This window comes from Paraburkholderia bengalensis, assembly GCF_037126505.1.
GTDB classification, from domain to species: domain Bacteria; phylum Pseudomonadota; class Gammaproteobacteria; order Burkholderiales; family Burkholderiaceae; genus Paraburkholderia; species Paraburkholderia bengalensis.
On the sequence record NZ_JACFYJ010000070.1, the window covers coordinates 1 to 24,576 of the forward strand.

The 24,576-nt window shown below is 63.5% G+C and carries 21 protein-coding genes and 1 pseudogene; 10 read left to right on the plus strand and 12 right to left on the minus strand.

What is annotated here, in order from left to right; translation table 11 throughout:
- From H3V53_RS30625 to H3V53_RS30640, 4 genes and pseudogenes are all read right to left on the minus strand, one after another.
- Positions 1–111: pseudogene (locus H3V53_RS30625) on the minus strand (branched-chain amino acid ABC transporter permease); the annotation flags it as partial.
- 227 nt (positions 112–338) lie between these two features.
- On the minus strand, positions 339–1,538 hold the full coding sequence (locus H3V53_RS30630; RefSeq protein ID WP_054916866.1) for an ABC transporter substrate-binding protein: 1,200 nt from the start codon (positions 1,536–1,538) through the stop codon (positions 339–341).
- A 538-nt stretch (positions 1,539–2,076) separates the two neighbouring features.
- Complete coding sequence (ispH, locus tag H3V53_RS30635; RefSeq protein WP_336601063.1) at positions 2,077–3,036, minus strand: 4-hydroxy-3-methylbut-2-enyl diphosphate reductase; 960 nt, start codon at positions 3,034–3,036, stop codon at positions 2,077–2,079.
- A 2-nt stretch (positions 3,037–3,038) separates the two neighbouring features.
- The gene (locus H3V53_RS30640) at positions 3,039–3,494 is read right to left on the minus strand and encodes an FKBP-type peptidyl-prolyl cis-trans isomerase (RefSeq protein WP_336601064.1); all 456 of its coding nucleotides are present in this window, start codon (positions 3,492–3,494) and stop codon (positions 3,039–3,041) included.
- Positions 3,495–3,713: 219 nt separating this feature from the next.
- Here H3V53_RS30640 and radC point away from each other — a divergent pair, with 219 nt between their 5' ends.
- From radC to nadB, 4 genes are all read left to right on the plus strand, one after another.
- On the plus strand, positions 3,714–4,421 hold the full coding sequence (gene radC / locus H3V53_RS30645; RefSeq protein ID WP_336601084.1) for a RadC family protein: 708 nt from the start codon (positions 3,714–3,716) through the stop codon (positions 4,419–4,421).
- Positions 4,422–4,682: 261 nt separating this feature from the next.
- Positions 4,683–4,916: a 50S ribosomal protein L28 gene (rpmB, locus tag H3V53_RS30650; protein ID WP_004186391.1), complete on the plus strand. Its 234-nt coding sequence runs from the start codon at positions 4,683–4,685 to the stop codon at positions 4,914–4,916.
- A 10-nt stretch (positions 4,917–4,926) separates the two neighbouring features.
- On the plus strand, positions 4,927–5,094 hold the full coding sequence (rpmG, locus tag H3V53_RS30655) for a 50S ribosomal protein L33 (protein ID WP_007586229.1): 168 nt from the start codon (positions 4,927–4,929) through the stop codon (positions 5,092–5,094).
- A gap of 244 nt (positions 5,095–5,338) precedes the next feature.
- Positions 5,339–6,937, plus strand: a complete 1,599-nt coding sequence (nadB, locus tag H3V53_RS30660) for an L-aspartate oxidase (RefSeq protein WP_336601066.1) — start codon at positions 5,339–5,341, stop codon at positions 6,935–6,937.
- A 90-nt stretch (positions 6,938–7,027) separates the two neighbouring features.
- Here nadB and nadC read toward each other — a convergent pair whose 3' ends face one another.
- The 6 genes from nadC to purN form a co-directional block, all read right to left on the minus strand.
- Positions 7,028–7,930, minus strand: a complete 903-nt coding sequence (gene nadC / locus H3V53_RS30665; protein ID WP_336601067.1) for a carboxylating nicotinate-nucleotide diphosphorylase — start codon at positions 7,928–7,930, stop codon at positions 7,028–7,030.
- Positions 7,930–9,060: a quinolinate synthase NadA gene (gene nadA, locus H3V53_RS30670; protein WP_336601068.1), complete on the minus strand. Its 1,131-nt coding sequence runs from the start codon at positions 9,058–9,060 to the stop codon at positions 7,930–7,932. Before nadA ends, nadC begins: the two co-directional genes overlap by 1 nt.
- A 117-nt stretch (positions 9,061–9,177) precedes the next feature.
- A complete protein-coding gene (locus tag H3V53_RS30675) occupies positions 9,178–10,374 on the minus strand; it encodes a DesA family fatty acid desaturase (RefSeq protein ID WP_054916874.1) in 1,197 nt (398 codons plus the stop codon).
- 208 nt (positions 10,375–10,582) lie between these two features.
- A complete protein-coding gene (locus H3V53_RS30680; protein ID WP_336601069.1) occupies positions 10,583–11,950 on the minus strand; it encodes a mechanosensitive ion channel family protein in 1,368 nt (455 codons plus the stop codon).
- Between the two features lie 111 nt (positions 11,951–12,061).
- Positions 12,062–13,321, minus strand: coding sequence for an RsmB/NOP family class I SAM-dependent RNA methyltransferase (locus H3V53_RS30685; RefSeq protein ID WP_336601070.1), 1,260 nt, complete (start codon positions 13,319–13,321; stop codon positions 12,062–12,064).
- Positions 13,318–13,983, minus strand: coding sequence for a phosphoribosylglycinamide formyltransferase (gene purN / locus H3V53_RS30690; RefSeq protein ID WP_336601071.1), 666 nt, complete (start codon positions 13,981–13,983; stop codon positions 13,318–13,320). Before purN ends, H3V53_RS30685 begins: the two co-directional genes overlap by 4 nt.
- 118 nt (positions 13,984–14,101) lie before the next feature.
- Between purN and H3V53_RS30695 the strand changes: the two genes are divergently transcribed.
- From H3V53_RS30695 to dut, 6 genes are all read left to right on the plus strand, one after another.
- The gene (locus H3V53_RS30695) at positions 14,102–15,094 is read left to right on the plus strand and encodes a bifunctional riboflavin kinase/FAD synthetase (protein WP_054916877.1); all 993 of its coding nucleotides are present in this window, start codon (positions 14,102–14,104) and stop codon (positions 15,092–15,094) included.
- Between the two features lie 188 nt (positions 15,095–15,282).
- Positions 15,283–18,120 carry an isoleucine--tRNA ligase gene (ileS, locus tag H3V53_RS30700; RefSeq protein ID WP_336601072.1) on the plus strand — a complete coding sequence of 946 codons (2,838 nt, stop codon included), beginning with the start codon at positions 15,283–15,285 and terminating at the stop codon, positions 18,118–18,120.
- Positions 18,120–18,620, plus strand: a complete 501-nt coding sequence (gene lspA / locus H3V53_RS30705; RefSeq protein WP_054916878.1) for a signal peptidase II — start codon at positions 18,120–18,122, stop codon at positions 18,618–18,620. Before ileS ends, lspA begins: the two co-directional genes overlap by 1 nt.
- Positions 18,621–18,752: 132 nt before the next feature.
- A complete protein-coding gene (coaBC, locus tag H3V53_RS30710) occupies positions 18,753–19,964 on the plus strand; it encodes a bifunctional phosphopantothenoylcysteine decarboxylase/phosphopantothenate--cysteine ligase CoaBC (protein WP_336601073.1) in 1,212 nt (403 codons plus the stop codon).
- A 75-nt stretch (positions 19,965–20,039) separates the two neighbouring features.
- Positions 20,040–21,041 (plus strand): LLM class flavin-dependent oxidoreductase, encoded by a 1,002-nt coding sequence (locus H3V53_RS30715; RefSeq protein ID WP_336601074.1) that lies wholly within the window; start codon positions 20,040–20,042, stop codon positions 21,039–21,041.
- 43 nt (positions 21,042–21,084) lie between these two features.
- Positions 21,085–21,531 carry a dUTP diphosphatase gene (dut, locus tag H3V53_RS30720; protein WP_054916881.1) on the plus strand — a complete coding sequence of 149 codons (447 nt, stop codon included), beginning with the start codon at positions 21,085–21,087 and terminating at the stop codon, positions 21,529–21,531.
- 101 nt (positions 21,532–21,632) lie between these two features.
- On the opposite strand, the gene clpA is transcribed toward dut, so the two are convergent.
- On the minus strand, positions 21,633–23,933 hold the full coding sequence (gene clpA, locus H3V53_RS30725) for an ATP-dependent Clp protease ATP-binding subunit ClpA (RefSeq protein ID WP_054916882.1): 2,301 nt from the start codon (positions 23,931–23,933) through the stop codon (positions 21,633–21,635).
- On the minus strand, positions 23,930–24,244 hold the full coding sequence (clpS, locus tag H3V53_RS30730; protein WP_012399982.1) for an ATP-dependent Clp protease adapter ClpS: 315 nt from the start codon (positions 24,242–24,244) through the stop codon (positions 23,930–23,932). The genes clpA and clpS overlap by 4 nt, the downstream gene beginning before the upstream one ends.
- Positions 24,245–24,576: the final 332 nt, after the last annotated feature.

Consider the following 24,576-nt stretch of genomic DNA (forward strand, 5'->3'; position numbering starts at 1 on the left):
GAAGTTGATGATGCCGAGAATGCCGTACACCATCGTGTAGCCCAGTGCAATGATGGCGTAGACACTGCCAAGCACCAGCCCGTTGAGAATCTGCTGGATGAAAATATCCATTTAATGCTCCTTAGCCCGTGCGACTGGATTCGCGCTCTACATCTGCCGGTTGGCGCTGATGCTTCACGCAAATCGCAACGGCACTGCGGGTACTGATATTAAAGACCGGTAAAGTTGTCTTCGCCGGGCGTTGTTGGCAGCTGGGTTGCAACTGCCCTCGCGCCCGACGCGGATGCAAAAACGGCACCGTCGGATGGTCCGGTGCCGTCAGGCTGTACGTCCCGTCATTACATCTTCACGACGTCGAGGACCGCCTTCTTGCCGTCCTTGAAGTCGTAAAGCGTAATCGCGCCTTCTTTCAAATCGCCCTTGTCGTCGAATGCGATGTGACCGATGACACCCGTGTAATCGGTCGAAGGCATCGCAGCGAGCACCTTGGGCGGCTCGATCGAATTGGCGCGCTTCATTGCATCGACGATCACGTACACAGCGTCATACGTGAACGGCGCGTAAATCTGCACCGGCGTGTGGAAGCGTGCGTCGTACTTCTTTTCGAAGTCCGCTCCCCTTTCCATTTTCGAAAGCGCAAGACCTGCTTCCGAACATACGAGGTTCTGGACTGCACTGCCTGCCAGCTCCCCTACCTTGTCGGTGCACACGCCGTCGCCGCCAAGGATTTTTGCCCTGATTCCGAGCGCCGCTGCCTGTTTCGTGAACGGCCCGCCCGTTGCATCCATGCCGCCGAACATGATGGCGTCCGGCTGGGCACTTTTGATCTTCGTGAGGATGGCCCGGAAATCCGTGGCCCGGTCATTGGTCGCCTCGCGCGCGACGATCTTCGCGCCGCCCGCTTCGGCCGTCTTCGCGAATTCGTCAGCAAGACCTTTGCCATAGGCAGTCGCGTCGTCGACGACGGCGATCCGCTTCGCGCCGAGCGCTTTCGTCGCGTAGTTCGCCAGCGCCGGACCCTGCTGCGCATCGGTCGCGACGACCCGGAAGGTCGTCTTGAAGCCCTGCTGCGTATAGGCCGGATTCGTCGAGGACGGAGAGATCTGCACAATGCCCGCGTCGCTATATATCTTGGAGGCCGGAATCGACACACCCGAATTCAGATGCCCTACGACGGCGACCACATGGTCGTCGACGAGCTTCTGCGCCACCTGCGTGCCCGTTTTCGGGTCGCCGGCGTCGTCCTGCGCGTCGAGTTGCAGCTGGATCTTGCGGCCGTCGATGGTCAACCCCTGCGCGTTGATCTCTTCAATAGCGAGACGCGCCCCGTTTTCGTTGTCCTTCCCCAAATGCGCAATGCCGCCCGTCAGCGGAGCTGCATGACCGATTTTCACGATAGTCACTTCGCTTGCGGGCGCGGACGCCGCCACGGCCGCCGACGCGCTCGTGCCCGCTTCGCCATCGCTTTTTTTGCCGCACGCGGTCGACATCGCGACCACGGCCGCGATGGACACGGCACAAGCAAACTTGACTCGCATTAAATAGGTCTCCTGCGCCTTGCTAAATCTGGTGTTCCGAGGCGCTCGAGCCCTGAGAACGCGCGCATTGTAACTCCAATTTTGCGACGGGCAATATTGTTGAATGCGCAGGGTTTTCCTGCATTGCAACCATATCCGCAGGCACTTAGCGCGCATTCATCGCAACCCGGTTGCGCCATAAATTCGTGCATCAGTTGCACCAGCGACGACGCCTTGCCACACCACATGTTGCCGCCGCTTCCGCGCGAGGCCGGCGGTATGGGCTTCCGCGCATATCGGCTTCGCACGACCATGTTCGCACGCTGATGCACCATATTTGTGCGCGAACAGACAGCCGCCGTAAACATCGGACGAAAAACGGGGATCGATCACGCCGATGTGCCCAAATTACGCCGCCAAAATCAAAAATAATGTTCGCCTCGCCACCGTGTTTGCCGAGATTTTGGTTGATCTGGCACCGTTTTATGAAGGAATCGGAGCAAAGCGAGGGCAACAAAAAGCGCGCCCTCGGCGCGCTTTTTCGGATGGGGACAGTTCGTCAGGCCGGCAGACCGAGCCCACGCGGCAGCGGAAACGCGATGTTTTCCTCGATGCCCTCGAGCGCGCGCACATTGCGCACCCCAAGCTCGCGCAGCCGCGCGATTACAGCCTGCGCCAGCGCTTCCGGGGCCGACGCGCCGGCCGTCACGCCGATGCGGCGCTTGTCGGCGACCCACGCGGGATCGATCTGATCGGGCGAATCGACCATATAGGACGGCACACCGAGTTTTTCGGCCAGCTCGCGCAGCCGGTTCGAGTTGGAGCTGTTCGGGCTGCCGACCACGATCACGACATCGCACTGCGGCGCCATGAACTTGACGGCATCCTGGCGGTTTTGCGTCGCGTAGCAGATGTCCTGCTTCTTCGGCTCCTTGATGTCCGGATACTTCGCCTTCAGCGCGCCGATGATCTGCGCGGCATCGTCGACGGACAACGTGGTTTGCGTCACGTAGGCAATCCGGTGCGGATCGGCGAGCTGCAGCGCCTGCACGTCATCGATATCCTCGACGAGGTACATGCCTTGGGCCGTCTGCCCCATCGTGCCTTCAACCTCCGGATGACCCTTGTGGCCGATCATCACGATGTCGAAGCCGTCGGCACGCATCTTCGCGACTTCGATGTGAACCTTGGTGACGAGCGGACACGTTGCGTCGTACACGCGCAGCCCGCGCTCTTCGGCCTCCGCGCGGACGGCCTTGGACACGCCGTGCGCGCTGAAGATCACCGTGCTGCCCGACGGCACTTCTTCCAGCTGCTCGATGAAGATCGCGCCCTTCTTGCGCAGATCCTCGACGACATACGCGTTATGAACGATTTCATGACGCACGTAGATCGGCGAACCGTACAGCTTGATGGCGCGTTCGACGATCTCGATCGCCCGATCGACGCCGGCGCAAAATCCGCGCGGTTGCGCAAGCAGGATTTCAGCTTCGGCGAGAGTCGTGTCCGTAATGCTCATGTTTACAGAATCCCGATGATTTTGACTTCGAACGTCAGCGCCTGGCCGGCGAGCGGATGGTTGAAATCGAACAGCGCCGAGGTTTCGCCGACCTCTTTCAGCACGCCGGCGTAGCGTCCGCCGCCCGGCGCATTGAATTCGACGAGATCGCCGGGAGAAAAATCCTCGCCGATCATGCTGTTTTCGCGCAGCGTGGCCAGCGACACGCGCTGGATCAGTTCAGGGTTGCGCGGGCCGAATGCCTGACCGGGCTGTAGCTGAAAGGTAGAGTGGTGACCCACCTTCAATCCCAGCAGAATATCTTCCAGCGGCGGCGCCAGCTGGCCCGCGCCCAGCAGCAAGGTAGCGGGCTTGTCGTTGAAGGTGCTGACGATCTCGGCGCCATCGGCGAGCGAAAGCCGGTAGTGAAGCGTGACGTGCGAACCGGATTTCACTTCGGAGATGTCGATGATGCTCATGCGGTACTCGTTCGGTCGTGGCGCGCGGCGCATGGACGCCGCGGCGCGGGTCGCGCGCACGGAAGGCCCGGCAAAGCCTTGGGGCGCCGTGCGCAAAGGCTCTATTGTAAGCCACATATCCGCAGCCGGCTGGAACGTTGCTGCGCGGCGGCTCGTCGCCGCTTTACCTGAATTTCGAGGAACGTTGTCATGGACGACACGATAGCCACGCCCATAGCCATGCCGCTCAAGGCCGCGGAAACGTCGCCGCCGCCGCGCGCGCCCGCGTGGCCGAAGCGCGACATGCCGCGCGAAAGGCTCCTCGCAGCGGGCCCGGCGGCGTTGTCCGACACGGAACTGGTCGCGCTCGTGCTCGGCTCGGGGTTGGCCGGTCACCATGTGTTCGACGTCGCACGTTCGCTGCTGCAGCGCTTCGGCTCGCTTCGCGCGATGCTCGACGCAACCCCGGAAGATTTCGACGGCGTGCGCGGCGTCGGACCGGCCAAGCGCGCGCAACTGCTCGCCATCATGGAAATGGCGCGGCGCTCGCTCGTCGAAAAAATGCGGGAGCGTCCGCTGGTCGATTCGCCGGAAGCCGTCGAAGATTATTTGCGGCTCCTGATCGGCTCGCGGCCGTACGAGGTGTTCATCTGCCTTTTTCTCGATACGCGGCACAGGCTGATCCGGTCCGAAGAGAACTCGCGCGGCTCGCTGACGCGCATGGCCGTCTATCCGCGCGAAATCGTCCGGCGCGCGCTGTCGGTGAACGCGGCGAGTCTGATCGTCGCGCACAATCACCCGTCTGGCGCCGTCAAGCCAAGCGCAAGCGACCGGCAGCTGACCCGCGTGCTGCGCGATACCCTCGCGCTGATCGACGTGCAACTGATCGACCATCTGGTGATCGGCGCGAGCGAGACGTTTTCTTTTGCCCGCGCGGGCTGGCCGTGAACCGCGCTGCATGCGGCACGCGGGAAGCCACGCGGCAGCGGCCGGGCGCGTGGCTTGGCGTGACTTGGGTTGCAAATAAGGTTTGATTTTTCGGCTGTTTTTCTGCTAAGATTGCGGTTTGCCTCTTTCCAACCCCTGTTCCGAAGCCTCAAGGCCTTCTCGGAAAGCAAGCGATTCAAGTCGGCTACGGCTCGGTCCTCATGTTTTCCCGGGAAACTTCACGGCGTTCGAACTCAGAATTAGCGTATTAGGAGTGCTCTCATGGCACGCGTATGCCAAGTAACTGGGAAAGCGCCGATGAGCGGCAACAACGTTTCCCACGCAAACAACAAGACCAAGCGTCGTTTTCTCCCGAACCTGCAAAACCGCCGTTTCTGGGTTGAAAGCGAAAACCGTTGGGTGCGCCTGCGCGTTTCGAACGCCGGCCTGCGCCTGATCGACAAGAACGGTATCGACTCCGTGCTCGCTGACCTGCGCGCACGTGGCGAAGCCTAAGGAGTAAATCATGGCTAAGGGCGCACGCGACAAGATCAAGCTGGAATCGACCGCTGGTACGGGTCACTTCTACACGACCACGAAGAACAAACGCAACATGCCGGAAAAGATGGAGATCATGAAGTTCGATCCCGTCGTTCGCAAGCATGTGGCGTACAAGGAAACGAAGATCAAGTAATTGAGTCTTCAGCCTGTCGACGACAAAAAGCCCCGCTTCACGCGGGGCTTTTTGCATTTGGGCCGAGCATTGCCTTCGGCATTGCCCTCTGCGCTCGTCCCACGCTGTTTCGGCGCCCGCAATAGACTTCGCCGTTCGGCCAGCTTTCCCTCGCCAGCTTCGACGCGTATGCTGTTCGGTTTTCCAATCGAACGGCCGTGGCGGCGCTAGCCGCACCAGCCGCGCAACACGACGGAGAGAGGAGATGAACTTCGATGTAGCGATTGTCGGCAGCGGACTAGCCGGTTTGAGTGTCGCGCTGAATCTCGCGCAGACGCGGCGCGTCGCCGTGATCGCCAAGCGTTCGCTGACAGAGGGCGCCAGCGATTGGGCACAAGGCGGGATCGCCGCCGTGCTCGATTCAGGCGATAGCGTCGAGGATCACGTCGACGACACGCTGATCGCGGGCGGCGGTCTGTGCGACGAAGCCGCGACACGTTTCATCGTCGAGCACGGCCGCGCGGCGATTCAATGGCTGATCGACCAGGGCGTGCCGTTCACGAAAGACGATGCGGCAGAGCTCGGCTTTCACCTGACGCGCGAAGGCGGCCACAGCCACCGCCGGATCATTCACGCGGCCGACGCGACCGGCCACGCCGTCGTCGCGACGTTGAGCGAGCGGGTGCGGCAACATCCCAATATCACGCTGCTCGAAGATCACTACGCGATCGATCTGATCACCTCAGACCGGCTCGGCTTGCCGGGGCGCCGCTGTCACGGCCTGTACGCGCTCGATCTCGCCAGCGGCCGCACCGTGACGATCGAAGCCCCCCACACCGTGCTCGCCACGGGCGGCGCCGGCAAGGTCTACCTCTACACCACGAACCCGGATACGGCGACGGGCGACGGCATCGCCATGGCCTGGCGCGCGGGCTGCCGCGTGTCGAACATGGAATTCATCCAGTTTCATCCGACCTGTCTGTTTCACCCCTACGCCAAATCGTTTCTGATTTCAGAAGCCGTCAGAGGCGAAGGCGGCGTTCTGAAGCTGCCGGACGGCACCCGCTTTATGCCCGATCATGATCCGCGCGCCGAGCTGGCGCCGCGCGATATCGTCGCGCGCGCAATCGACTTCGAGATCAAGAAACGCGGTATCGACTGCGTGTATCTCGACATCAGCCACCAGTCGCCGGAGTTCCTGCGAGAGCATTTCCCGACCATTCTTGCGCGCTGTCTCGAACTGGGCATCGACATCACGAAAGAGCCGATTCCCGTCGTACCGGCGGCCCACTATACGTGCGGCGGCGTCGTGACCGATCTGGCCGGACGCACGGATCTGGCGGGACTGTATGCCGTCGGCGAGACGTCGTGCACGGGGCTGCACGGCGCGAACCGGCTGGCGAGCAACTCGCTGCTTGAGTGCCTCGTGATTGGCCGCTCCGCGGCACAGGCCATCGAAGACGAAGGCTTCGGCGCCGCCGTGCACGCGCCGCTGCCCGACTGGGACGAAAGCCGCGTCTCGGACCCGGATGAGGAAGTGGTCGTGGCCCACAACTGGGACGAGCTTCGCCGTCTGATGTGGAATTACGTGGGCATCGTGCGCACGGACAAGCGCCTCGCGCGCGCGAAACATCGGCTGGCGCTGCTGCGCGACGAAATCCACGAGTACTACGCAAACTTCAAGGTGAGCCGCGATCTGCTCGAACTGCGCAATCTCGTCGACGTGGCATCGCTGATCGTCGACAGCGCGCGTTCGCGCCGCGAAAGCCGCGGGCTGCACTACAGCCGCGACTGGCCGAACACACTGCCGAAGGCGCTGCCGACCGTGCTCGCGCCTGAGCGCGTGCCGAACCGGACCGTGTAGCGGCCTGGCGGGTCGAGTGATCCATGAAACGGGCCATCGCCGTGTACTGACCGACGATGGCCTTTTCCCGAACCGCCCTGCAAAGCGCGATCAGACGATGCGCATCGAAAAATCCGTCGCGCGCACGTCCTTGGTTAGCGAGCCGACTGAAATGCGGTCCACACCTGTCTCAGCGATCCGCCTGATCGTGTCGAAGTTTACCCCGCCCGACACTTCAAGCACAGCGCGCCCGGCCGTGATTCGCACGGCATCTCGCATCATATCGAACGAAAAGTTGTCGAGCAGAACGGACCGCGCGCCGTGCGCGAGCGCGGACTCGAGCTGTTCCAGCGTTTCGACTTCGATCTGGATCGACACGCCCGCGTTCAGCGCGAGCGCCGCCTGCATCGCCGCACCGACACCGCCCGCCGCCGCAATGTGGTTTTCCTTGATCAGGATGCCGTCATAGAGCGCGAGCCGCTGGTTCGCGCCGCCGCCCACGCGCACCGCATACTTCTGCGCCAGCCGCAGGCCGGGCAGCGTTTTGCGCGTGTCGAGCACGCGCGCGCGCGTGTGCGCCGTCGCGTCGGCAAACTTGCGGGTGGCGCTGGCCACACCAGAGAGCATCTGCAGAAAATTCAGGCCGTTTCGCTCAGCCGTCAGCAGTGAGCGTGCCGGGCCGCGCAGTGTGCACACCACCGAATCCGCCGACATCCTGTCGCCTTCGCGATAACGCCAGCACACTTCGATACGCGGATCGACGCGGCGCATCACTTCGCTAAACCACGGCACGCCGCACAGCACCGCCTCTTCGCGCACGATGATGCGCGCGTCGCGAATTTCGTCAGCGGGAACCAGCAGGCCCGTCAGATCGCCGCTGCCGACGTCTTCCGCGAGCGCATCGGTGACATTGCGCGCGATCGCCGCACTGAAAGCCGCGCCGTACTGCGCTTCGATCTCCGAAAAAAGCGGCGACACGGCGTCGCTCAGGTCTCGTTGTTCATTCGCGCCCATCACGCCGCTCCGACGTTCGAGAACAGCGCGTTATCGCGCCCGAGATCGCCGCTCGCCTGCACGCGCTTCTTGTGCCGCGCGGCGAAATCGAGCATCCGGTCGATCGGCAGACGTGCGCGCTCGCCGATCGCCGCGTCGACGAAGATTTCGTTGTTGCCGCGCTCAAGCACGTCCGCGAGATTGCGCAGACCGTTCATCGCCATCCACGGACAATGCGCGCAGCTCTTGCACGTCGCACTATTGCCGGCCGTGGGCGCTTCGATAAAGGTCTTGCCGGGCGCCGCCAGCCGCATCTTGTGCAAGATGCCGAGATCGGTCGCGACGATGAAATGCGTCGCGCTGCTGTTCCGCGCCGCATCGATGAGCTGCGTCGTCGAGCCGACCACATCGGCCTGCGCGACGACGCTCTCCGGCGATTCAGGATGCACGAGCACCTTCGCGTGCGGATAGTCGGCGCGCACGAGATCGAGTTCAACACCTTTGAACTCGTCGTGCACGAGACACGAGCCTTGCCAGAGCAGCATGTCGGCGCCAGTCTTTTTCTGGATGTAGCCGCCAAGATGCCGGTCCGGCGCCCAGATGATCTTTTCGCCGCGCGCGTGCAGATCCGCGACGATCTCGAGCCCAATCGACGACGTCACCATCCAGTCGGCCCGCGCCTTCACTGCCGCGCTCGTGTTCGCATAGACGACGACCGTACGGTCCGGATGCGAGTCGCAAAATGCGGAAAATTCGTCGACGGGACAGCCGAGATCGAGCGAACAAGTCGCATCCAGATCCGGCATCAGAATGCGCTTGTTCGGACTCAGAATTTTCGCTGTCTCGCCCATGAAACGCACGCCCGCGACGACCAGCGTCTGAGCGTCATGATCACGTCCGAAACGCGCCATTTCCAGAGAATCGGCCACGCAGCCGCCCGTCTCGTCGGCGAGCTCCTGCAGTTCCGCATCGACGTAGTAGTGCGCGACGAGCACCGCCTTTTCTCGCGTCAGCAAGCCGCGAATGCGCTCTTTCAAAGCCAGCCGTTCCTGCGCCGACGGCGCATCGGGGACTTTCGCCCAAGCCTGGCCGACACTGCAGGCCGCGCCCTGCGGACGGTCGTACTCGACGCTCCTGATCGCCTGATTCATGATCTCCTCTGCCCCGCTGATACTGCCGCCGACAGCCATTCCGGCGGCCCAAAAAGCAAAACCCCGCCAACGCGGGGTTTTGTGACGTAACGAAAGTTTAATAGATTTCGTCGAAGATCAGGCGTAGCGCCGCAGGCGCATCGCAAATTCCTGCAGCGCCTTGATGCCGCTTTGTTCGGCGCGGTGACACCAATCCTGCAATTGCACCAGCAGTTGTTCGCGCGAGGCGTTGGAACGCTCCCACATTGCCGCCAGTTCGTTGCGCAACTCGATGTAGGTGCGCAATTTCTGGCTGTTCGCGAAAATCTGCGGCAGCTGAAGACGCTGCGGCTCGTCAAGGCCAGCCTCTTCCTTGTGAAACCAGTTGCGCGCGCCGCGCATCAACTGATACTTCTCGCGCGCGCCCACTTCCTTCAGGTGCGCAAGTTCCTGACGATAAGCCCGCTTGATCGCCTTCGCGTAACTCGCCATCACTTCGTAGCGGTTCGCCAGCACGGCCTGCAGCGTGTCCTGATCCAGCACGAGCTTGCCGGTGGTCAGACGCGGCGTAGGCGCGAGCTTCTTCACCTTGGCGAGACGGAAAGCCGACATGATGCGGATGTACATCCAGCCGATGTCGAACTCGTACCATTTGTTCGACAGCTTCGCCGACGTCGCGTACGTGTGGTGATTGTTGTGCAGCTCTTCACCGCCGATGATGATGCCCCACGGGATCAGGTTCGTGCTGGCATCCGACGAGTTGAAGTTGCGATAACCCCAGAAGTGTCCGAGGCCGTTCACCACGCCGGCCGCCCAGAACGGAATCCAGATCATCTGCACGGCCCACACCGTCAGGCCGACGATGCCGAACAGCGCGACGTCGATGACCATCATCAGGCTCACGCCGAGAATCGGATACTTCGTGTAGACGTTGCGCTCGAGCCAGTCGTTCGGCGTGCCGTGGCTGAACTTGCGCATCGTCTCTTCGTTCTTCGCTTCCGAGCGGTAGAGTTCGGCGCCTTCCAGCAACACCTTCCAGATGCCGCGCGTTTGCGGGCTGTGCGGATCTTCTTCCGTCTCGCACTTCGCGTGATGCTTGCGGTGTATCGCGGCCCATTGACCCGTCAGCATGCCCGTGGTCATCCACAGCCAGAAACGGAAAAAGTGGCTCGCAACAGGATGCAGGTCGAGCGCGCGGTGCGCCTGGCAGCGGTGCAGATAGACGGTGACGCCGATGATCGTCACGTGTGTGACGGCGAGCGTCCACAACAGGATTTGCCACCACGAGAAACGCAGGGCGCCGTGGGCAAGAAAATCAAGGAGGGAATTCAACAAGGCCATTTACCTGAGGAACGGAAGACATTCGCGCAAGGATACAACGGCGGATGTCAAGAAAGTGAAAGCAAAGCACAGATTTAGGACGATATTTTACGCCAACGGTTCCAAGTGTCTGTAACAAAAAAGGAAATCGTTGTGCTGCGTCAACGGGAACCGCAGTCGAAAAGGGTCGAAACGGCTATTTCCGGCGCGCGCAGCGGCCTTCTCAGGCCGCGTTACCGGGCTCGTTGGCGGCGCGGCCAGTCATCGTTACCGACTGCGACATGATGTCGCTGACGCCCGCGCCGGTGCCGGAAACGATGCGCACGTCGCGTTGCGCGTACGGAATCGAAATACCGTTTTCGGTGAAGAGCCGCCAGATGTTGCGGTTGACGTTCGAGCGCACGCCCGACGTGCCCGTCGCCGCGTCGGCGATCCAATAGCCGAGTTCGAGATTGATGCCGTCCGCGCCGAAACCTGCCAGATAAGGCGTCGGCGCGGGGTCCTGCAAGACACGCTCGACGCCGCGCGTCGCCTCGACGAGCAGCGCCATCGCCTTGTCGACATCCGTCGAATAGGCGACCTGCACGGTCGCCTTCGCGTTGCCGCGCGTCAGATAGGACGACTGGTTCTGCACGACGTCGGTGATCAGCTTTTCGTTCGGAATCAGCGTCTCGATGCCGTCGAGCCCGCGCACGACCGTGTAGCGCGTGCGGATCTGCGTGACCATGCCCTGCAGGCCGCTGACGTTGATCGTGTCGCCGATGCGCAGCGACCGGTCGATCAGAATGATGAAACCCGACACGTAATTGCTCGCGATCTTCTGCAAGCCGAAGCCAAGACCGACGCCGAGCGCGCCGCCGAACACGCCGAGCACCGTGATGTCGATGCCGACCAGCGACAGGCTGATCAGGATCGCCGCCAGAATCAGCAGCGCGCGGCTCACGCGCGACAGCACGACCTTCAGGTTTGCGTCGAGCGAGCCCGAGCGCATCAGCCGGTCTTCGAGCGCGGCGCCGAGCCACATCGCCACGATCATCGTCACGCACACCCACAAGAGGCCCGACATGAGCGACAGCAGCGACAGACGGGTGTTGGCGATCCGGAACTGGACGCTCGCCATCCACGCGAGCACGTCGTTCTGAATGCCCATCACAGTCAGCACCATGCCGATCCACACGATCAGCGACACCAGCTTTTCGACCAGCGACAGCCACGTATGCGTGCTGCCGTCGCGGCCGAACACGCGCCGCGCGAGGTAGAACACGATGTAAATCAGCCCGATGCCGAACAGCGGCACGAGCGCGAGATCGAGCAGCGACGTGTGGATGAACTGCCCGGCGATCGCGCGCGCAATCCACACGAGCACGCCGCCGAGCAACGGGAACAGCGCCCGGTTGAGGGCTTCCGCGCCGAAGCGCAGCGCGCCGTAGCGGGTCTCGCGCTGCGCGTCGAGCGCGCGGCGAGCGAGCCGTGCGAGAGCCCATGCAAGCGCCAGCGTGCCGAGCAGCACGCCGACTTGCCACAGGATGACGGGCTGGCCGAAATCGCGCACGACGTCGCCCAGCGTGTGAAAGAAGATATGGTTCTGCATGACGTTTCCGGCAGCCGGCCGCGACGCCCACGGCGCGTGCCGGCCTGACTGCGTGATTCTGCGACGGCCGCGCGGATCCTTGCGGGCCTTGCGCAGCCCGTCCGCGCGCCTTTAGCCGCGGCGCTCCAGCACGGCGGCGAAGAAGCCGTCCGTCGCGTGACGGTGCGGCCACAGCGACAGGTAATCGCCCATGTCCAGCTCGATGCGCTGTTCGGCGAGCACATCGCGCGCGGGCACCAGTTCGAAATCGGGATGATCGGCGAGGAACTGCTGCACGACGCCTTCGTTCTCCGCGTCGAGGATGCTGCAGGTCGCGTAGACGAGGCGTCCGCCCTTTTTCACGAGACGCGCGGCGCTGGTGAGAATGGACAGCTGCTTCGGCGTGAGTTCGGCGATCGATTCCGGCGACTGGCGCCACTTCAGATCGGGATTGCGGCGCAGCGTGCCGAGGCCGCTGCAGGGCGCGTCGACCAGCACGCGATCGATCTTGCCCGCGAGGCGCTTGATCTTCGCGTCGTGCTCGCTGTCGATCAGCACCGGGTTCACGTTCGACAGGCCGCTGCGCGCGAGGCGCGGCTTCAGCTTCGCCAGACGCCGGTCGGAGATGTCGAACGCATAGAGGCGTCCCGTCGAGCGCATCATCGCGCCGAGCGCAAGTGTCTTGCCGCCCGCGCCCGCGCAGAAGTCGACGATCATCTCGCCGCGCCTGGGCGCCACCAGCGAGCACAGCAACTGGCTGCCTTCGTCCTGCACTTCGAGCCAGCCGTTCCGGAACGCGTCGAGCTTCGACAGCGGCGGCTTGCCGACCACGCGAATGCCAAACGGCGCGAACGGCGTGGCGCCCGCCTCGATGCCCGCCTTCGACAACGCGGACAGCACCTCGTCGCGGCTCGCCTTGATCGGATTCGCACGCAGGTCGAGCGGCGCCGGGTAGTTCAGCGCGGCGGCGAGGTGCGCGAGTTCTTCGCCCTCGAACCGCTGGCTGAGCGCCTGATAGATCCAGTCGGGGAGATTCAGGCGGATGCGCAGCGGCAGGCTCTGCGGATCGACCTTCGACACATGCTCCAGCCAGGCGGATTCCGCTTCCGACAGGAACGGCTTAAGCGCCGTGCGGCCCGCCGTCTGCATCAATCCGAGCAGCGCCATACGGCGGTTAGGATTGCCGGTGCCGCTTTCTGCCAGATGCGCAAATTCCATCCGACGACGCAGCACCGCGAACACCGCCTCCGCGATCACGCCGCGCTCGCCGTGGCCAAGCTTCGGATGCGCGCGGAAGAAACGGCTGGTCGCGGCATCGGCCGGGCCGGTGAATGTTAGGACGTCGGCGAGCAAAGTCTCGGTTTGTCCAATCAGAAATCCATGCAGTCTCATGCGCCCTCCCCGGCGTTGTTCTGGCTTGTGGTGTCGAAGAAGAGCCACTGCGGCTCGGGCGGTGTCACGGTGACGCGCAGGCCGTCGAGCGCGAGACGCCCTTCGACGAACCAGCGCACGGCGCGCGGATAAATCACATGTTCGGTTTCGAGCACGCGGGCGGCGAGCGTCGCGGCGTCGTCGCCTGTCAGCACGGGCACCACCGATTGCGCGACGATCGGCCCATGATCCAGCGTCGGCGTGACGAAATGAACGGACGCGCCGTGCAGCCGCACGCCCGCTTCGAGCGCCTGCTGATGCGTCTTGAGGCCCGCAAAGCTCGGCAGCAGCGACGGATGCACGTTCAGCATGCGCCCCGCATAGCGATCGACGAAACCGTCGGTCAGCACGCGCATGAAGCCGGCGAGCACGACGAGATCGGGCGCAAAACTGTCGATTTCACGCGCGAGCGCCGCATCGAAGTGCTCGCGATCGGGAAACTGGCGGTGGTCGACCACTGCCGTGGCAATGCCTTGCGACGCCGCGAACGCGAGGCCGGCGGCGTCAGGACGGTTGGCAATCACGGCGGCGATCCGCGCCGGCCAGCCCTCGCTCGCGCAGGCGCGCACGATGGCTTCCATGTTGCTGCCCCGTCCGGAAATCAGAATGACGAGATTTTTCATCCGCGGATTTTATCATTCGGCCATGCCCGTTCCGCGCCGCGGCGCCGGGTATGGCCCTGTGCGTTTATAATCGATTGTTTTGCGGCATCTGGCCCGCTCAAATCCATCGCCCGCTATCGTGAGAGTCTTCCGCGGTCTTCCCAATGCCGAGAGCCGTGCGCCCTGCGCACTGACCATCGGCAACTTCGACGGTGTCCACCGCGGGCATCAGGCGTTGCTCGCCCGTGTCCGCGCGGCCGCCGACGCGCGCGGCCTGCCCGTCTGCGTGATGACCTTCGAGCCGCACCCGCGCGAGTTCTTCAATCCCGCCAGCGCGCCGCCGCGCATCGCGATGCTGCGCGACAAGCTCGAGGCGCTGCGCATGAACGGCGTCGACCGGGTGGTCGTCGAGCATTTCAATCACACCTTCGCCAGCCAGTCGCCAGATGCGTTCGTGCAGCGGATCATCGTCAACGGACTGCATGCCCGCTGGGTGATGATCGGCGACGACTTCCGCTATGGCGCAAAGCGCGCGGGCGATTTCGCGTCGCTGAAAGCGGCGGGCGAGCAGCATGGCTTCGAAGTCGAGCAAATGGCGACCGTCGCCGATCCGTCGGGCGCGCGCATTTCGAGTTCGGGCGTGCGCACGTCGCTGATCGCGGGCGACCTGGACGCGGCGCGCGCCGCGCTCGGCCGCGACTATCTGATCAGCGGCCACGTCGTGCACGGCCTGAAGCTCGGCCGCGATCTCGGTTTTCCCACGCTGAATCTGCCCATCGCGCACAAGCGTCCCGCGTTGTCGGGCATTTTCATCGTGCGCGTGCACGGCATCGCCGATCAGCCTTTGCCGGGCGTCGCGAGCCTCGGCCTGCGTCCGACCGTCGACGATTCCGGCCGCGTGCTGCTCGAAGTGCATCTGCTCGACTGGCACGGCGATGCGTACGGCAAGCTGGTGCGCGTCGAGTTCCTGAAGAAACTGCGCGACGAGGAAAAGTACGTCGACCTCGAAACGCTGACAGCGGCAATCGCGCGCGACGTCACGAACGCGCGCGCCTGGTTCGAAGCCGTCGGCGACGCGACGGGCAGCCGCTCCACCGGTTTCGCCACGTCGGCGACCGATCGAATTAGATGACCGACGCGGTACGTGCGGCTCGCCATGCGAAGCACGTACCGTCCGCCGCGCATCGACGGGCGCCGCATGCAGCATCTGCAAAAGCCCCGTGTCGCGCGAAGCCGGGCGCACGGTTGTCCCCATCAACCGGCGCCATCCAGACCTTCGCGCATGCCGCGCCCTAACACCGTATTCACCGCTACTTCACCATGAGCAACAAGAAAGCCGATTCGAAACCGCAGGCCCGGTATCCCGTCAACCTGCTCGACACGCCGTTCCCGATGCGCGGCGACCTGCCCAAGCGCGAGCCGCAATGGGTCAAGGAATGGCAGGAAGGCAAGATCTACGAGAAGATCCGCGCCGCTTCCAAAGGCCGCAAGAAGTTCATCCTGCACGACGGCCCGCCGTATGCGAACGGCGACATCCACCTCGGCCACGCGGTGAACAAGATCCTGAAGGACATGATCGTCAAGGCGCGCAACATGGCGGGCTTCGATGCCGTCTACGTGCCCGGCTGGGACTGTCACGGCATGCCGATCGAAATCCAGATCGAAAAGCAGTTCGGCAAGTCGCTGCCCGCCGCCGAAGTCATGCAGAAGGCGCGCGCCTACGCAACCGAGCAGATCGAGAAGCAGAAGGCGGGCTTCCGGCGCCTGGGCGTGCTTGGCGACTGGGACAACCCGTATAAGACGATGAACTTCGCAAACGAAGCCGGCGAAATCCGCGCGCTCGCGAAGATCATCGAGAAGGGCTACGTGTTTCGCGGGCTGAAGCCGGTGAACTGGTGCTTCGACTGCGGCTCGGCGCTCGCTGAAGCGGAAGTCGAGTACAAGGACAAGACCGACCCGACCATCGACGTGCTGTTCCCGTTCGCCGAGCCCGCGAAAGTGGCGCAGGCGTTCGGGCTCGCATCGCTGCCGCGCAACGAAGGCGGCATCGTGATCTGGACGACCACGCCGTGGACGATTCCCGCCAACCAGGCGCTGAACGTGCACCCCGAAATCGTCTACGCGCTCGTCGATACGCCGCGCGGTCTGCTGATCTTCGCTGAAGAGCGCGTCGAGGACTGCCTGAAGTCGTACGGCATCGAAGGCACGATCATCGCAAAGGCGCCGGGCGCGAAGCTCGCGAACGTGCGCTTCACGCATCCGCTCGCGTCCGCGCATCCGGGCTACAAGCGCACGTCGCCCGTGTATCTCGGCGATTACGTCACGACGGAAACGGGCACGGGCATCGTGCACTCGTCGCCGGCATACGGCGTCGAAGACTTCGTGTCGTGCAAGGCGCACGGCATGGCCGACTCGGACATCATCAGCCCGGTGATGGGCGACGGCCGTTATATCGAGTCGCTCGCGCTGTTCGGCGGGCTGTCGATCTGGGCGGCGAACCCGAAGATCGTCGAAGCGCTCGACGAAGCGGGCACGCTGCTGCGCACCGAAAAGTACCTGCACAGCTACATGCACTGCTGGCGCCACAAGACGCCGATCATCTATCGCGCCACTTCGCAGTGGTTCGCCGGCATGGACATCAAGCCGAAGGACAGCGACAAGACGCTGCGCGAAACGGCGCTCGAAGGCATCGAAGCGACGGCGTTCTATCCGTCGTGGGGCAAGCAGCGCCTGTTCGCGATGATCGCGAACCGTCCCGACTGGACGCTGTCGCGCCAGCGTCAGTGGGGCGTGCCGATGGCGTTCTTCGTGCACAAGGAAACGGGCGAGCTGCATCCGCGTACGCTGGAGCTGCTCGAAGAAGTCGCGAAGCGCGTCGAGGTGTCGGGCATCGAAGCCTGGCAGACGCTCGATCCGCGCGAACTGATCGGCGACGACGCGAATCTGTACGAAAAGAACCGCGATACGCTCGACGTGTGGTTCGATTCGGGCACGACACACTGGCATGTGCTGCGCGGCTCGCACAAGGACGAATTGCAGTTCCCGGCGGATCTTTACCTGGAAGGCTCGGACCAGCATCGCGGCTGGTTCCACTCGTCGCTGCTGACGGCCTCGATGCTCGACGGCCGTCCGCCGTACAACGCGCTGCTCACGCACGGCTTCACCGTAGACGGCGAAGGCCGCAAGATGTCGAAGTCGCTCGGCAACGGTATCGACCCGCATGAGGTGTCGAACCGTCTGGGCGCGGAAATCATCCGTTTGTGGATTGCGTCGACCGACTACTCGGGCGAACTCGCGATCTCCGAAGAAATTCTCAAACGCGTGACGGAAAGCTATCGACGCATCCGCAACACGCTGCGCTTCCTGCTCGCGAACCTGTCGGACTTCGACTTCGAGAAGAACGCGCGCCCCGTCGGCGAATGGCTGGAGATCGACCGCTATGCGGTGGCGCTGACGGCCAATCTGCAGAACGACATCCTCGCGCACTACGACAAATACGAGTTCCACCCCGTCGTCGCGAAGCTGCAGACGTTCTGCTCGGAAGATCTGGGCGGTTTCTATCTCGACGTGCTGAAGGATCGCCTGTACACGACGGCGCCCGATTCGAACGCGCGCCGCGCCGCGCAGACCGCGCTCTATCACATCGCGCAGGGTCTCTTGCGTCTGATGGCGCCGTTCCTGTCGTTCACGGCGGAAGAAGCGTGGAAGGTGTTCCAGCCGAACCGCGAGACGATCTTCACCGAGACGTACCACGCGTATCCGGAAGTCGCCGACGCGGCCGCGCTGCTCGACAAGTGGACGCTGCTGCGCGCGGTGCGCAGCGACGTCACGAAGGCGCTCGAAGAGGCGCGCGTCGCGAACCAGATCGGATCGTCGCTGCAGGCGGAAGTCGAAATCCGCGCAAGCGGCGCGCGTCATGAAGCACTCGCGAGCCTCGGCGCCGATCTGAAGTTCGTGCTGATCACGTCGGGTGCGACGGTGCTGAAGGTGGACAACGTCGACGAAGAAGGCGTCGACGTGATCACGTCGAAGTACCTGAAGTGCGAACGCTGCTGGCACTATCGCAAGGAAGTCGGCGAAAACGCCGAGCATCCCACGCTGTGCGGCCGCTGCATCAGCAATCTGTTCGGCAACGGCGAAACGAGGAGCGCGGCATAATGTCCAGAACGCTGTCGAAACCGGCGGGCGGCTCGCTCGCGCCGTGGCTGGGCGTGGCCGTCATCGTGATCCTGTTCGACCAGTTGACGAAAATCGCGGTGGCGAAGGTGTTCGCGTACGGCTCGTCGCATGCCGTCGCGCCGTTCTTCAACCTCGTGCTCGTCTACAACCGCGGCGCCGCGTTCAGCTTCCTCGCGATGGCGGGCGGCTGGCAGCGCTGGGCGTTCACGGCGCTGGGCGTCGGCGCGGCACTGCTGATCTGCTATCTGCTCAAGCGGCATGGCAATCAGAAGCTGTTCTGCACCGCGCTCTCGCTGATCATGGGCGGCGCGATCGGCAACGTGATCGACCGTCTGCTGTACGGCCACGTGATCGATTTCCTCGATTTCCATGTCGGCGGATGGCATTGGCCGGCGTTCAACCTCGCCGACAGCGCGATCACGATCGGCGCCGCATTGCTGGTGTTCGACGAATTGCGGCGCGTGCGCGGCGCGCGCTGAGTGCGGGTGACGCGCGGGCGACGAGCGAGTGTTGCGCTGACGAGCCGCGCCGCCTGCGTCAGGTAGTTGCAGTACGGAAGCCGGCGCGCTTCAACCGATGCGCCGGTCATCACGTCTTGTCGGAGGCATCAGTTGGCCACAGAACTCGCCGGAAAGCACATCGTGCTCGGCATGACAGGCGGGATCGCCTGCTACAAGATCGCTGAACTCACGCGCCTGCTGGTCAAGGCGGGCGCGGCCGTCCAGGTCGCGATGACGGAAGCCGCGACGCAGTTCATCACGCCCGTCACGATGCAGGCGCTCTCCGGCCGTCCCGTCTTCACGAGTCAATGGGACGCGCGCATTGCGAACAACATGCCGCATATCGATCTGTCGCGCGAAGCCGACGCGATCGTCGTTGCCCCCGCCTCCACCGATTTCCTCGCCAAGCTCGCCAACGGCCTGTGCGACGACCTGCTGTCCACGCTGTGCATCGCGCGCGATTGTCCGCTGCTCGTCGTTCCCGCGATGAACCGCCAGATGTGGATGAACCCCGCGACGCAGCGCAACGTCAAGCAGCTACGCGCCGACGGCATCGAGTTGCTGGGTCCGGATTCGGGCGCGCAGGCGTGCGGCGAAACGGGCGACGGACGCATGCTCGAACCCGAAGCGGTCTACGAGGCGATCGCGGCTTTCTTCACGCCGAAGACGCTGGCGGGCCGCCGCGTGCTGCTGACAGCGGGTCCGACGTTCGAGCCGCTCGATCCCGTGCGCGGCATCACGAACCGCTCGAGCGGCAAAATGGGCTTCGCGCTCGCGCGTGCCGCGCAGCAGGCGGGCGCCGATGTGCATCTCGTCGCCGGGCCGGTCGGACTCGAAACGCCGTGGGGCGTTTATCGCGAGGACGTGCAGACGGCGCAGCAGATGCACGACGCCGTGATGCGCGCGGTGCCTGGCCACGACATTTTTATCGGTGTCGCGGCCGTCGCCGATTGGCGCGCCGAGCATGTCGCCGAACACAAAATCAAGAAGACGGCCGATCGCGCGATCCCGTCGTTTTCGTTCGTCGAGAATCCCGACATTCTGGCGTCTGTCGCCAGAATGCCGCGTCCGCCGTTCTGCGTCGGCTTTGCAGCGGAAAGCGGCGATCTCGATGCGAACGGCGAAGAAAAGCGCAAGCGCAAGAACGTGCCGCTGCTGATCGGCAATCTCGGCCCGCAAACGTTCGGGCTCGACGACAACGAAGTCGTATTGTTCGAAGCCGCCGGCATCACGCGGCTTCCGCGCGCGGACAAGCAGACGCTCGCGCGCGACCTGATTGCGGAAATCGCAAAGCGCCTGCCGGCAGCGAGCGTGACGGTTTGAAAGCGAGTTCGTTCAACTCGCCGTCGTAACGACCACGCTCGACCACGATCCCTCAGCTAACGCACTGGTGCTGCCATGACCCTGCTCTCCGTGCTCGACCAGACGCCCGTGATCGACGGGTACACGGTCGCCGACGCGATCGCCGCGACCATCGAACTCGCGCAACTCGCCGACGACCTAGGCTACACGCGCTACTGGTGCGCCGAACATCACGGCTTGTACGGCGTATCGAATCCTTGCCCCGAAGTCATGCTCGCGCGCCTCGGCAGCGTGACGAAGCGCATCCGCATCGGCTCAGGCGGCATCATGCTGCCCTACTACAGCCCGTTCAAGGTCGCGGAGCAGTTCATGATGCTTGAGGCGCTGTTTCCGGGTCGCATCGATCTGGGCGTCGGGCGCGCGCCGGGCGGCGACATGCGCACCGCGCAGGCTGTCGCGGCAGGTGCGTACGATCGCGGCGAACACTTCCCGCAGCAAGTGAGCGACCTCGTCGCGCTGATGGACGGCACGCTGCCGTCCGATCATCTCGCGCATGGCGTGCTGCTGCAGCCGCAAGTCGACACCCGGCCGCAACTCTGGGTGCTCGGCTCCAGCGACTTCGGCGGCATGCTCGCCGCGCAATTGGGCATCCGGTTTTCGTTCGCGCATTTCATCAACGCGCATTTCGGGCACGCCGTCGCGCAGGCGTATCGCGAACGCTTCAAAGCCGGCCACGAGCAGAAGCCCTATCTTGCCGCCGCCGTGTTCGTGATCTGCGCGGACACCGAACAGGAAGCCGCCGACCTCGAAAAAGCCGTCGACTTGCGCCGCGTGCAGATGGCGTACGGCCTGAACGCGCCCGTTCCGTCGATCGCGCAAGGACTCGCGCAGGAATACGGCGAGCGCGAGCGGCTGATCATCGATCGAGAAAAGCCGCGCAGCATCATCGGCACGCCGGAGTCCGTCGGCGAACGGCTGCGCGCGCTGCAAGAACAGTTCGACGCCGATGAGCTGATCGTGCTGACGGTCGCGGGCAGCTATCGCGCGCGGCTGCGCTCCTACGAGCTGCTCGCCGCCGAATTCGAACTCGGCAAATGACTCTGCTGGATTACTTCACCTCGTCAACCTCTCACCCGACTGCATGAAACTCGACCTCAAGATTCTCGACCCGCGCATGCGCGAACAACTCCCCGCTTACGCAACGACGGGCAGCGCGGGCCTCGACCTGCGCGCATGCCTCGACGCGCCGTTGACGCTCGAACCCGGCCAGACGGCGTTGGTGCCGACGGGGCTCGCGATCCACGTCGGCGATCCCGGCTATGCGGCACTGATCCTGCCGCGCTCGGGTCTCGGCCACAAGCACGGCATCGTGCTCGGCAACCTGGTCGGGCTGATCGATTCGGATTATCAAGGCCAACTGATGATCTCGACGTGGAACCGCGGCACGACCACGTTCACGTTGAACCCGATGGAACGTCTCGCGCAGCTGGTGATCGTCCCCGTCGTGCAGGCGGAGTTCAATATCGTCGACGACTTCGAGACGAGCGAGCGCGGCGCGGGCGGCTTCGGCAGCACCGGCAAGCACTGACGTTTTCTTCGTTGCTGATTGCCGCGCAGCGAGGCAAATAAAAACGGCGTGGGGTTTGAAACCCACGCCGTCTGTTTTTGCTTTGAGCGGAAGGTAGACGCTTAGTCGACTTCCACCGCTTCCGGATTCGGATTGCGCGGCGGCGCCGAGTTTTCGTCGAACGTCAGCTGGACCTTGTCGTCGGCATCGACGTCGACCGTCACGCGGCCGCCGTTCATCAACTTGCCGAACAGCAGCTCGTCGGCCAGCGCGCGGCGGATCGTGTCCTGGATCAGGCGCTGCATCGGCCGCGCGCCCATCAGCGGATCGAAGCCGTGCTTGGCCAGATGCTTGCGCAGCGCGTCGGTGAAGAGCGCGTCGACCTTCTTCTCATGCAGCTGATCTTCCAGTTGCATGAGGAACTTGTCGACCACGCGCATGATGATTTCTTCATCGAGCGAGCGGAAGCTGATGGTCGCGTCCAGACGATTGCGGAACTCCGGCGTGAACATCCGCTTGATGTCGGCCATTTCGTCGCCCGTTTCGCGGCGCGTCGTGAAACCGATCGTCGACTTCTGCATCGATTCAGCGCCCGCATTCGTCGTCATGATGATGATGACGTTGCGGAAATCGGCCTTGCGTCCGTTGTTGTCCGTCAGCGTGCCGTGATCCATCACCTGCAGCAGCACGTTGTAGATGTCCGGATGCGCCTTCTCGATTTCGTCGAGCAGCAGCACGCAATGCGGCTTCTTCGTCACGGCTTCCGTCAGCAGACCACCTTGGTCGAAACCGACGTATCCCGGCGGCGCGCCGATCAGACGGCTCACCGCGTGACGCTCCATGTATTCCGACATGTCGAAGCGGATCAGCTCGATCCCCAGCGTGAACGCCAGTTGCCGCGCCACTTCTGTCTTGCCGACGCCCGTCGGGCCGGAGAACAGGAACGCGCCGATCGGCTTGTCCGTCTTGCCGAGGCCCGCGCGCGCCATCTTGATCGACGCGGACAACGCGTCGATGGCCGGGTCCTGGCCGAACACGACAGCCTTCAGATCGCGGTCGAGCGTCTGCAGCTTGCTGCGGTCGTCCTGCGACACACTTTGCGCCGGCACGCGCGCGATCTTCGAAATGATCTCTTCGATCTCGCTCTTGCCGATGGTCTTCTTCTGCTTCGACTTCGGCAGGATGCGTTGCGCCGCGCCCGCTTCGTCGATCACGTCGATTGCCTTGTCGGGCAAGTGACGATCCGTGATGAAACGCGCCGACAGTTCAGCCGCCGCCGACAGCGCGCCCGACGAATACTTCACGCCGTGGTGTTCTTCGAAACGCGACTTCAGGCCGCGCAGGATCGCCACCGTCTGCTCGACACTCGGCTCGGTCACGTCGATCTTCTGGAAACGACGCGACAACGCTGCGTCCTTTTCGAAGATGCCGCGGAATTCCGTGAACGTCGTCGCGCCGATGCACTTGAGCGTGCCCGACGACAGCGCCGGCTTCAGCAGATTCGAGGCGTCCAGCGTGCCGCCCGATGCGGCGCCGGCGCCGATCAGCGTGTGAATCTCGTCGATGAACAGGATCGCGTTCGGACGTTCCTTGAGTTCCTTCAGAACCGTCTTGAGGCGCTGCTCGAAATCGCCGCGATACTTCGTGCCCGCGAGCAGTGCGCCCATGTCGAGCGAATAGACCTGCGCGTCCACCAGAATGTCCGGCACTTCGCCGCGCGTGATGCGCCATGCGAGCCCTTCCGCGATCGCCGTCTTGCCGACGCCGGCCTCGCCGACCAGCAGCGGATTGTTCTTGCGGCGGCGGCACAGTACCTGCACGACGCGCTCGACTTCCGCCTCGCGTCCGATCAACGGATCGATGCGGCCGTCCTTCGCCATCTGGTTCAGGTTCTGTGTGAACTGCGCGAGCGGCGTTTCCTTCTGCGCGGCGGCTTCGTCCGACTCGGCGTTCGCGTCCGTCGACTTCGCAGCTTCCGAGCTGTTCGTCTTCGCGATGCCGTGCGAAATGAAATTGACGACGTCGAGGCGCGTCACGCCCTGCTGCTGCAGGTAGTAGACGGCATGCGAGTCCTTCTCGCCGAAGATCGCGACGAGCACGTTGGCGCCCGTCACTTCCTTCTTACCGTTCGAGGTCGACTGGACGTGCATGATCGCGCGCTGGATCACACGCTGGAAACCCAGCGTGGGCTGCGTATCGACGTCGTCGGTGCCCGGAACGGTCGGCGTATTGTCGTGAATGAAGTTGCGCAGGTTCTGACGCAGGTCTTCGATGTTGGCCGCGCAAGCGCGCAGCACTTCGGCCGCCGTCGGATTGTCCAACAGCGCCAGCAAAAGATGTTCGACCGTAATGAACTCATGCCGCGCCTGGCGCGCTTCCATGAACGCCATGTGCAGGCTGACTTCCAGTTCCTGGGCAATCATGCTTCCTCCATCACACACTGCAGCGGATGCCCGGCCTGCCGTGCGTGGGTAACGACTTGCTCGACTTTGGTCGACGCGATGTCCCGCGTGTAGACCCCACAAACTCCCCTGCCTTCGCGATGGACCTTCAACATGATCTGCGTTGCGGTCTCACGATCTTTATTGAAATATTCCTGCACGATCATCACGACGAATTCCATCGGCGTGAAATCGTCATTCAACAGCACCACCTTGAACATGGCAGGCGGCTTCAGCTTTTGTTCCTGCCGCTCCAGTACGGTGTTGTCCTGCTTGTCCGGGATAATCGCCATACACCCATTCTAAACAACTCGGACAGGCCCGCAATCCTGTCAAAACCCGACCGTCTGGCCGGACATTCGTTCCCTCCGGCCCTGTGGAGCAGCTCTTGCGGGTGCGCTCTGCGCGGGGCCGCCTGCGGTGGCGACCCTCCGGGAAATCTGTCATACAGCGTAATAGCTGCAGTCGGATCGAGTATCGCACAACCCGCGCCAGCAAGCTGATGACACGCCATATTGCACCGGCCTCTCGCCGTAGAAAGGCATGTGAGTCGATTATGCGACTTTTCAAGACGCGCCGCTTGCGCCACCGCACATAAGAAAAGCGGGAGAAACCCTGGAAATTG

Bases quoted from the DNA above. Each gene is read 5' to 3' on its own strand.
- H3V53_RS30630 (WP_054916866.1), bottom strand. From the start codon at position 1,538: ATGCGAGTCAAGTTTGCTTGTGCCGTGTCCATCGCGGCCGTGGTCGCG.
- ispH (WP_336601063.1), bottom strand. From the start codon at position 3,036: ATGAGCATTACGGACACGACTCTCGCCGAAGCTGAAATCCTGCTTGCG.
- H3V53_RS30640 (WP_336601064.1), bottom strand. From the start codon at position 3,494: ATGAGCATCATCGACATCTCCGAAGTGAAATCCGGTTCGCACGTCACG.
- radC (WP_336601084.1), top strand. From the start codon at position 3,714: ATGCCGCTCAAGGCCGCGGAAACGTCGCCGCCGCCGCGCGCGCCCGCG.
- rpmB (WP_004186391.1), top strand. From the start codon at position 4,683: ATGGCACGCGTATGCCAAGTAACTGGGAAAGCGCCGATGAGCGGCAAC.
- rpmG (WP_007586229.1), top strand. From the start codon at position 4,927: ATGGCTAAGGGCGCACGCGACAAGATCAAGCTGGAATCGACCGCTGGT.
- nadB (WP_336601066.1), top strand. From the start codon at position 5,339: ATGAACTTCGATGTAGCGATTGTCGGCAGCGGACTAGCCGGTTTGAGT.
- nadC (WP_336601067.1), bottom strand. From the start codon at position 7,930: ATGGGCGCGAATGAACAACGAGACCTGAGCGACGCCGTGTCGCCGCTT.
- nadA (WP_336601068.1), bottom strand. From the start codon at position 9,060: ATGAATCAGGCGATCAGGAGCGTCGAGTACGACCGTCCGCAGGGCGCG.
- H3V53_RS30680 (WP_336601069.1), bottom strand. From the start codon at position 11,950: ATGCAGAACCATATCTTCTTTCACACGCTGGGCGACGTCGTGCGCGAT.
- H3V53_RS30685 (WP_336601070.1), bottom strand. From the start codon at position 13,321: ATGAGACTGCATGGATTTCTGATTGGACAAACCGAGACTTTGCTCGCC.
- purN (WP_336601071.1), bottom strand. From the start codon at position 13,983: ATGAAAAATCTCGTCATTCTGATTTCCGGACGGGGCAGCAACATGGAA.
- ileS (WP_336601072.1), top strand. From the start codon at position 15,283: ATGAGCAACAAGAAAGCCGATTCGAAACCGCAGGCCCGGTATCCCGTC.
- lspA (WP_054916878.1), top strand. From the start codon at position 18,120: ATGTCCAGAACGCTGTCGAAACCGGCGGGCGGCTCGCTCGCGCCGTGG.
- H3V53_RS30715 (WP_336601074.1), top strand. From the start codon at position 20,040: ATGACCCTGCTCTCCGTGCTCGACCAGACGCCCGTGATCGACGGGTAC.
- dut (WP_054916881.1), top strand. From the start codon at position 21,085: ATGAAACTCGACCTCAAGATTCTCGACCCGCGCATGCGCGAACAACTC.
- clpA (WP_054916882.1), bottom strand. From the start codon at position 23,933: ATGATTGCCCAGGAACTGGAAGTCAGCCTGCACATGGCGTTCATGGAA.
- clpS (WP_012399982.1), bottom strand. From the start codon at position 24,244: ATGGCGATTATCCCGGACAAGCAGGACAACACCGTACTGGAGCGGCAG.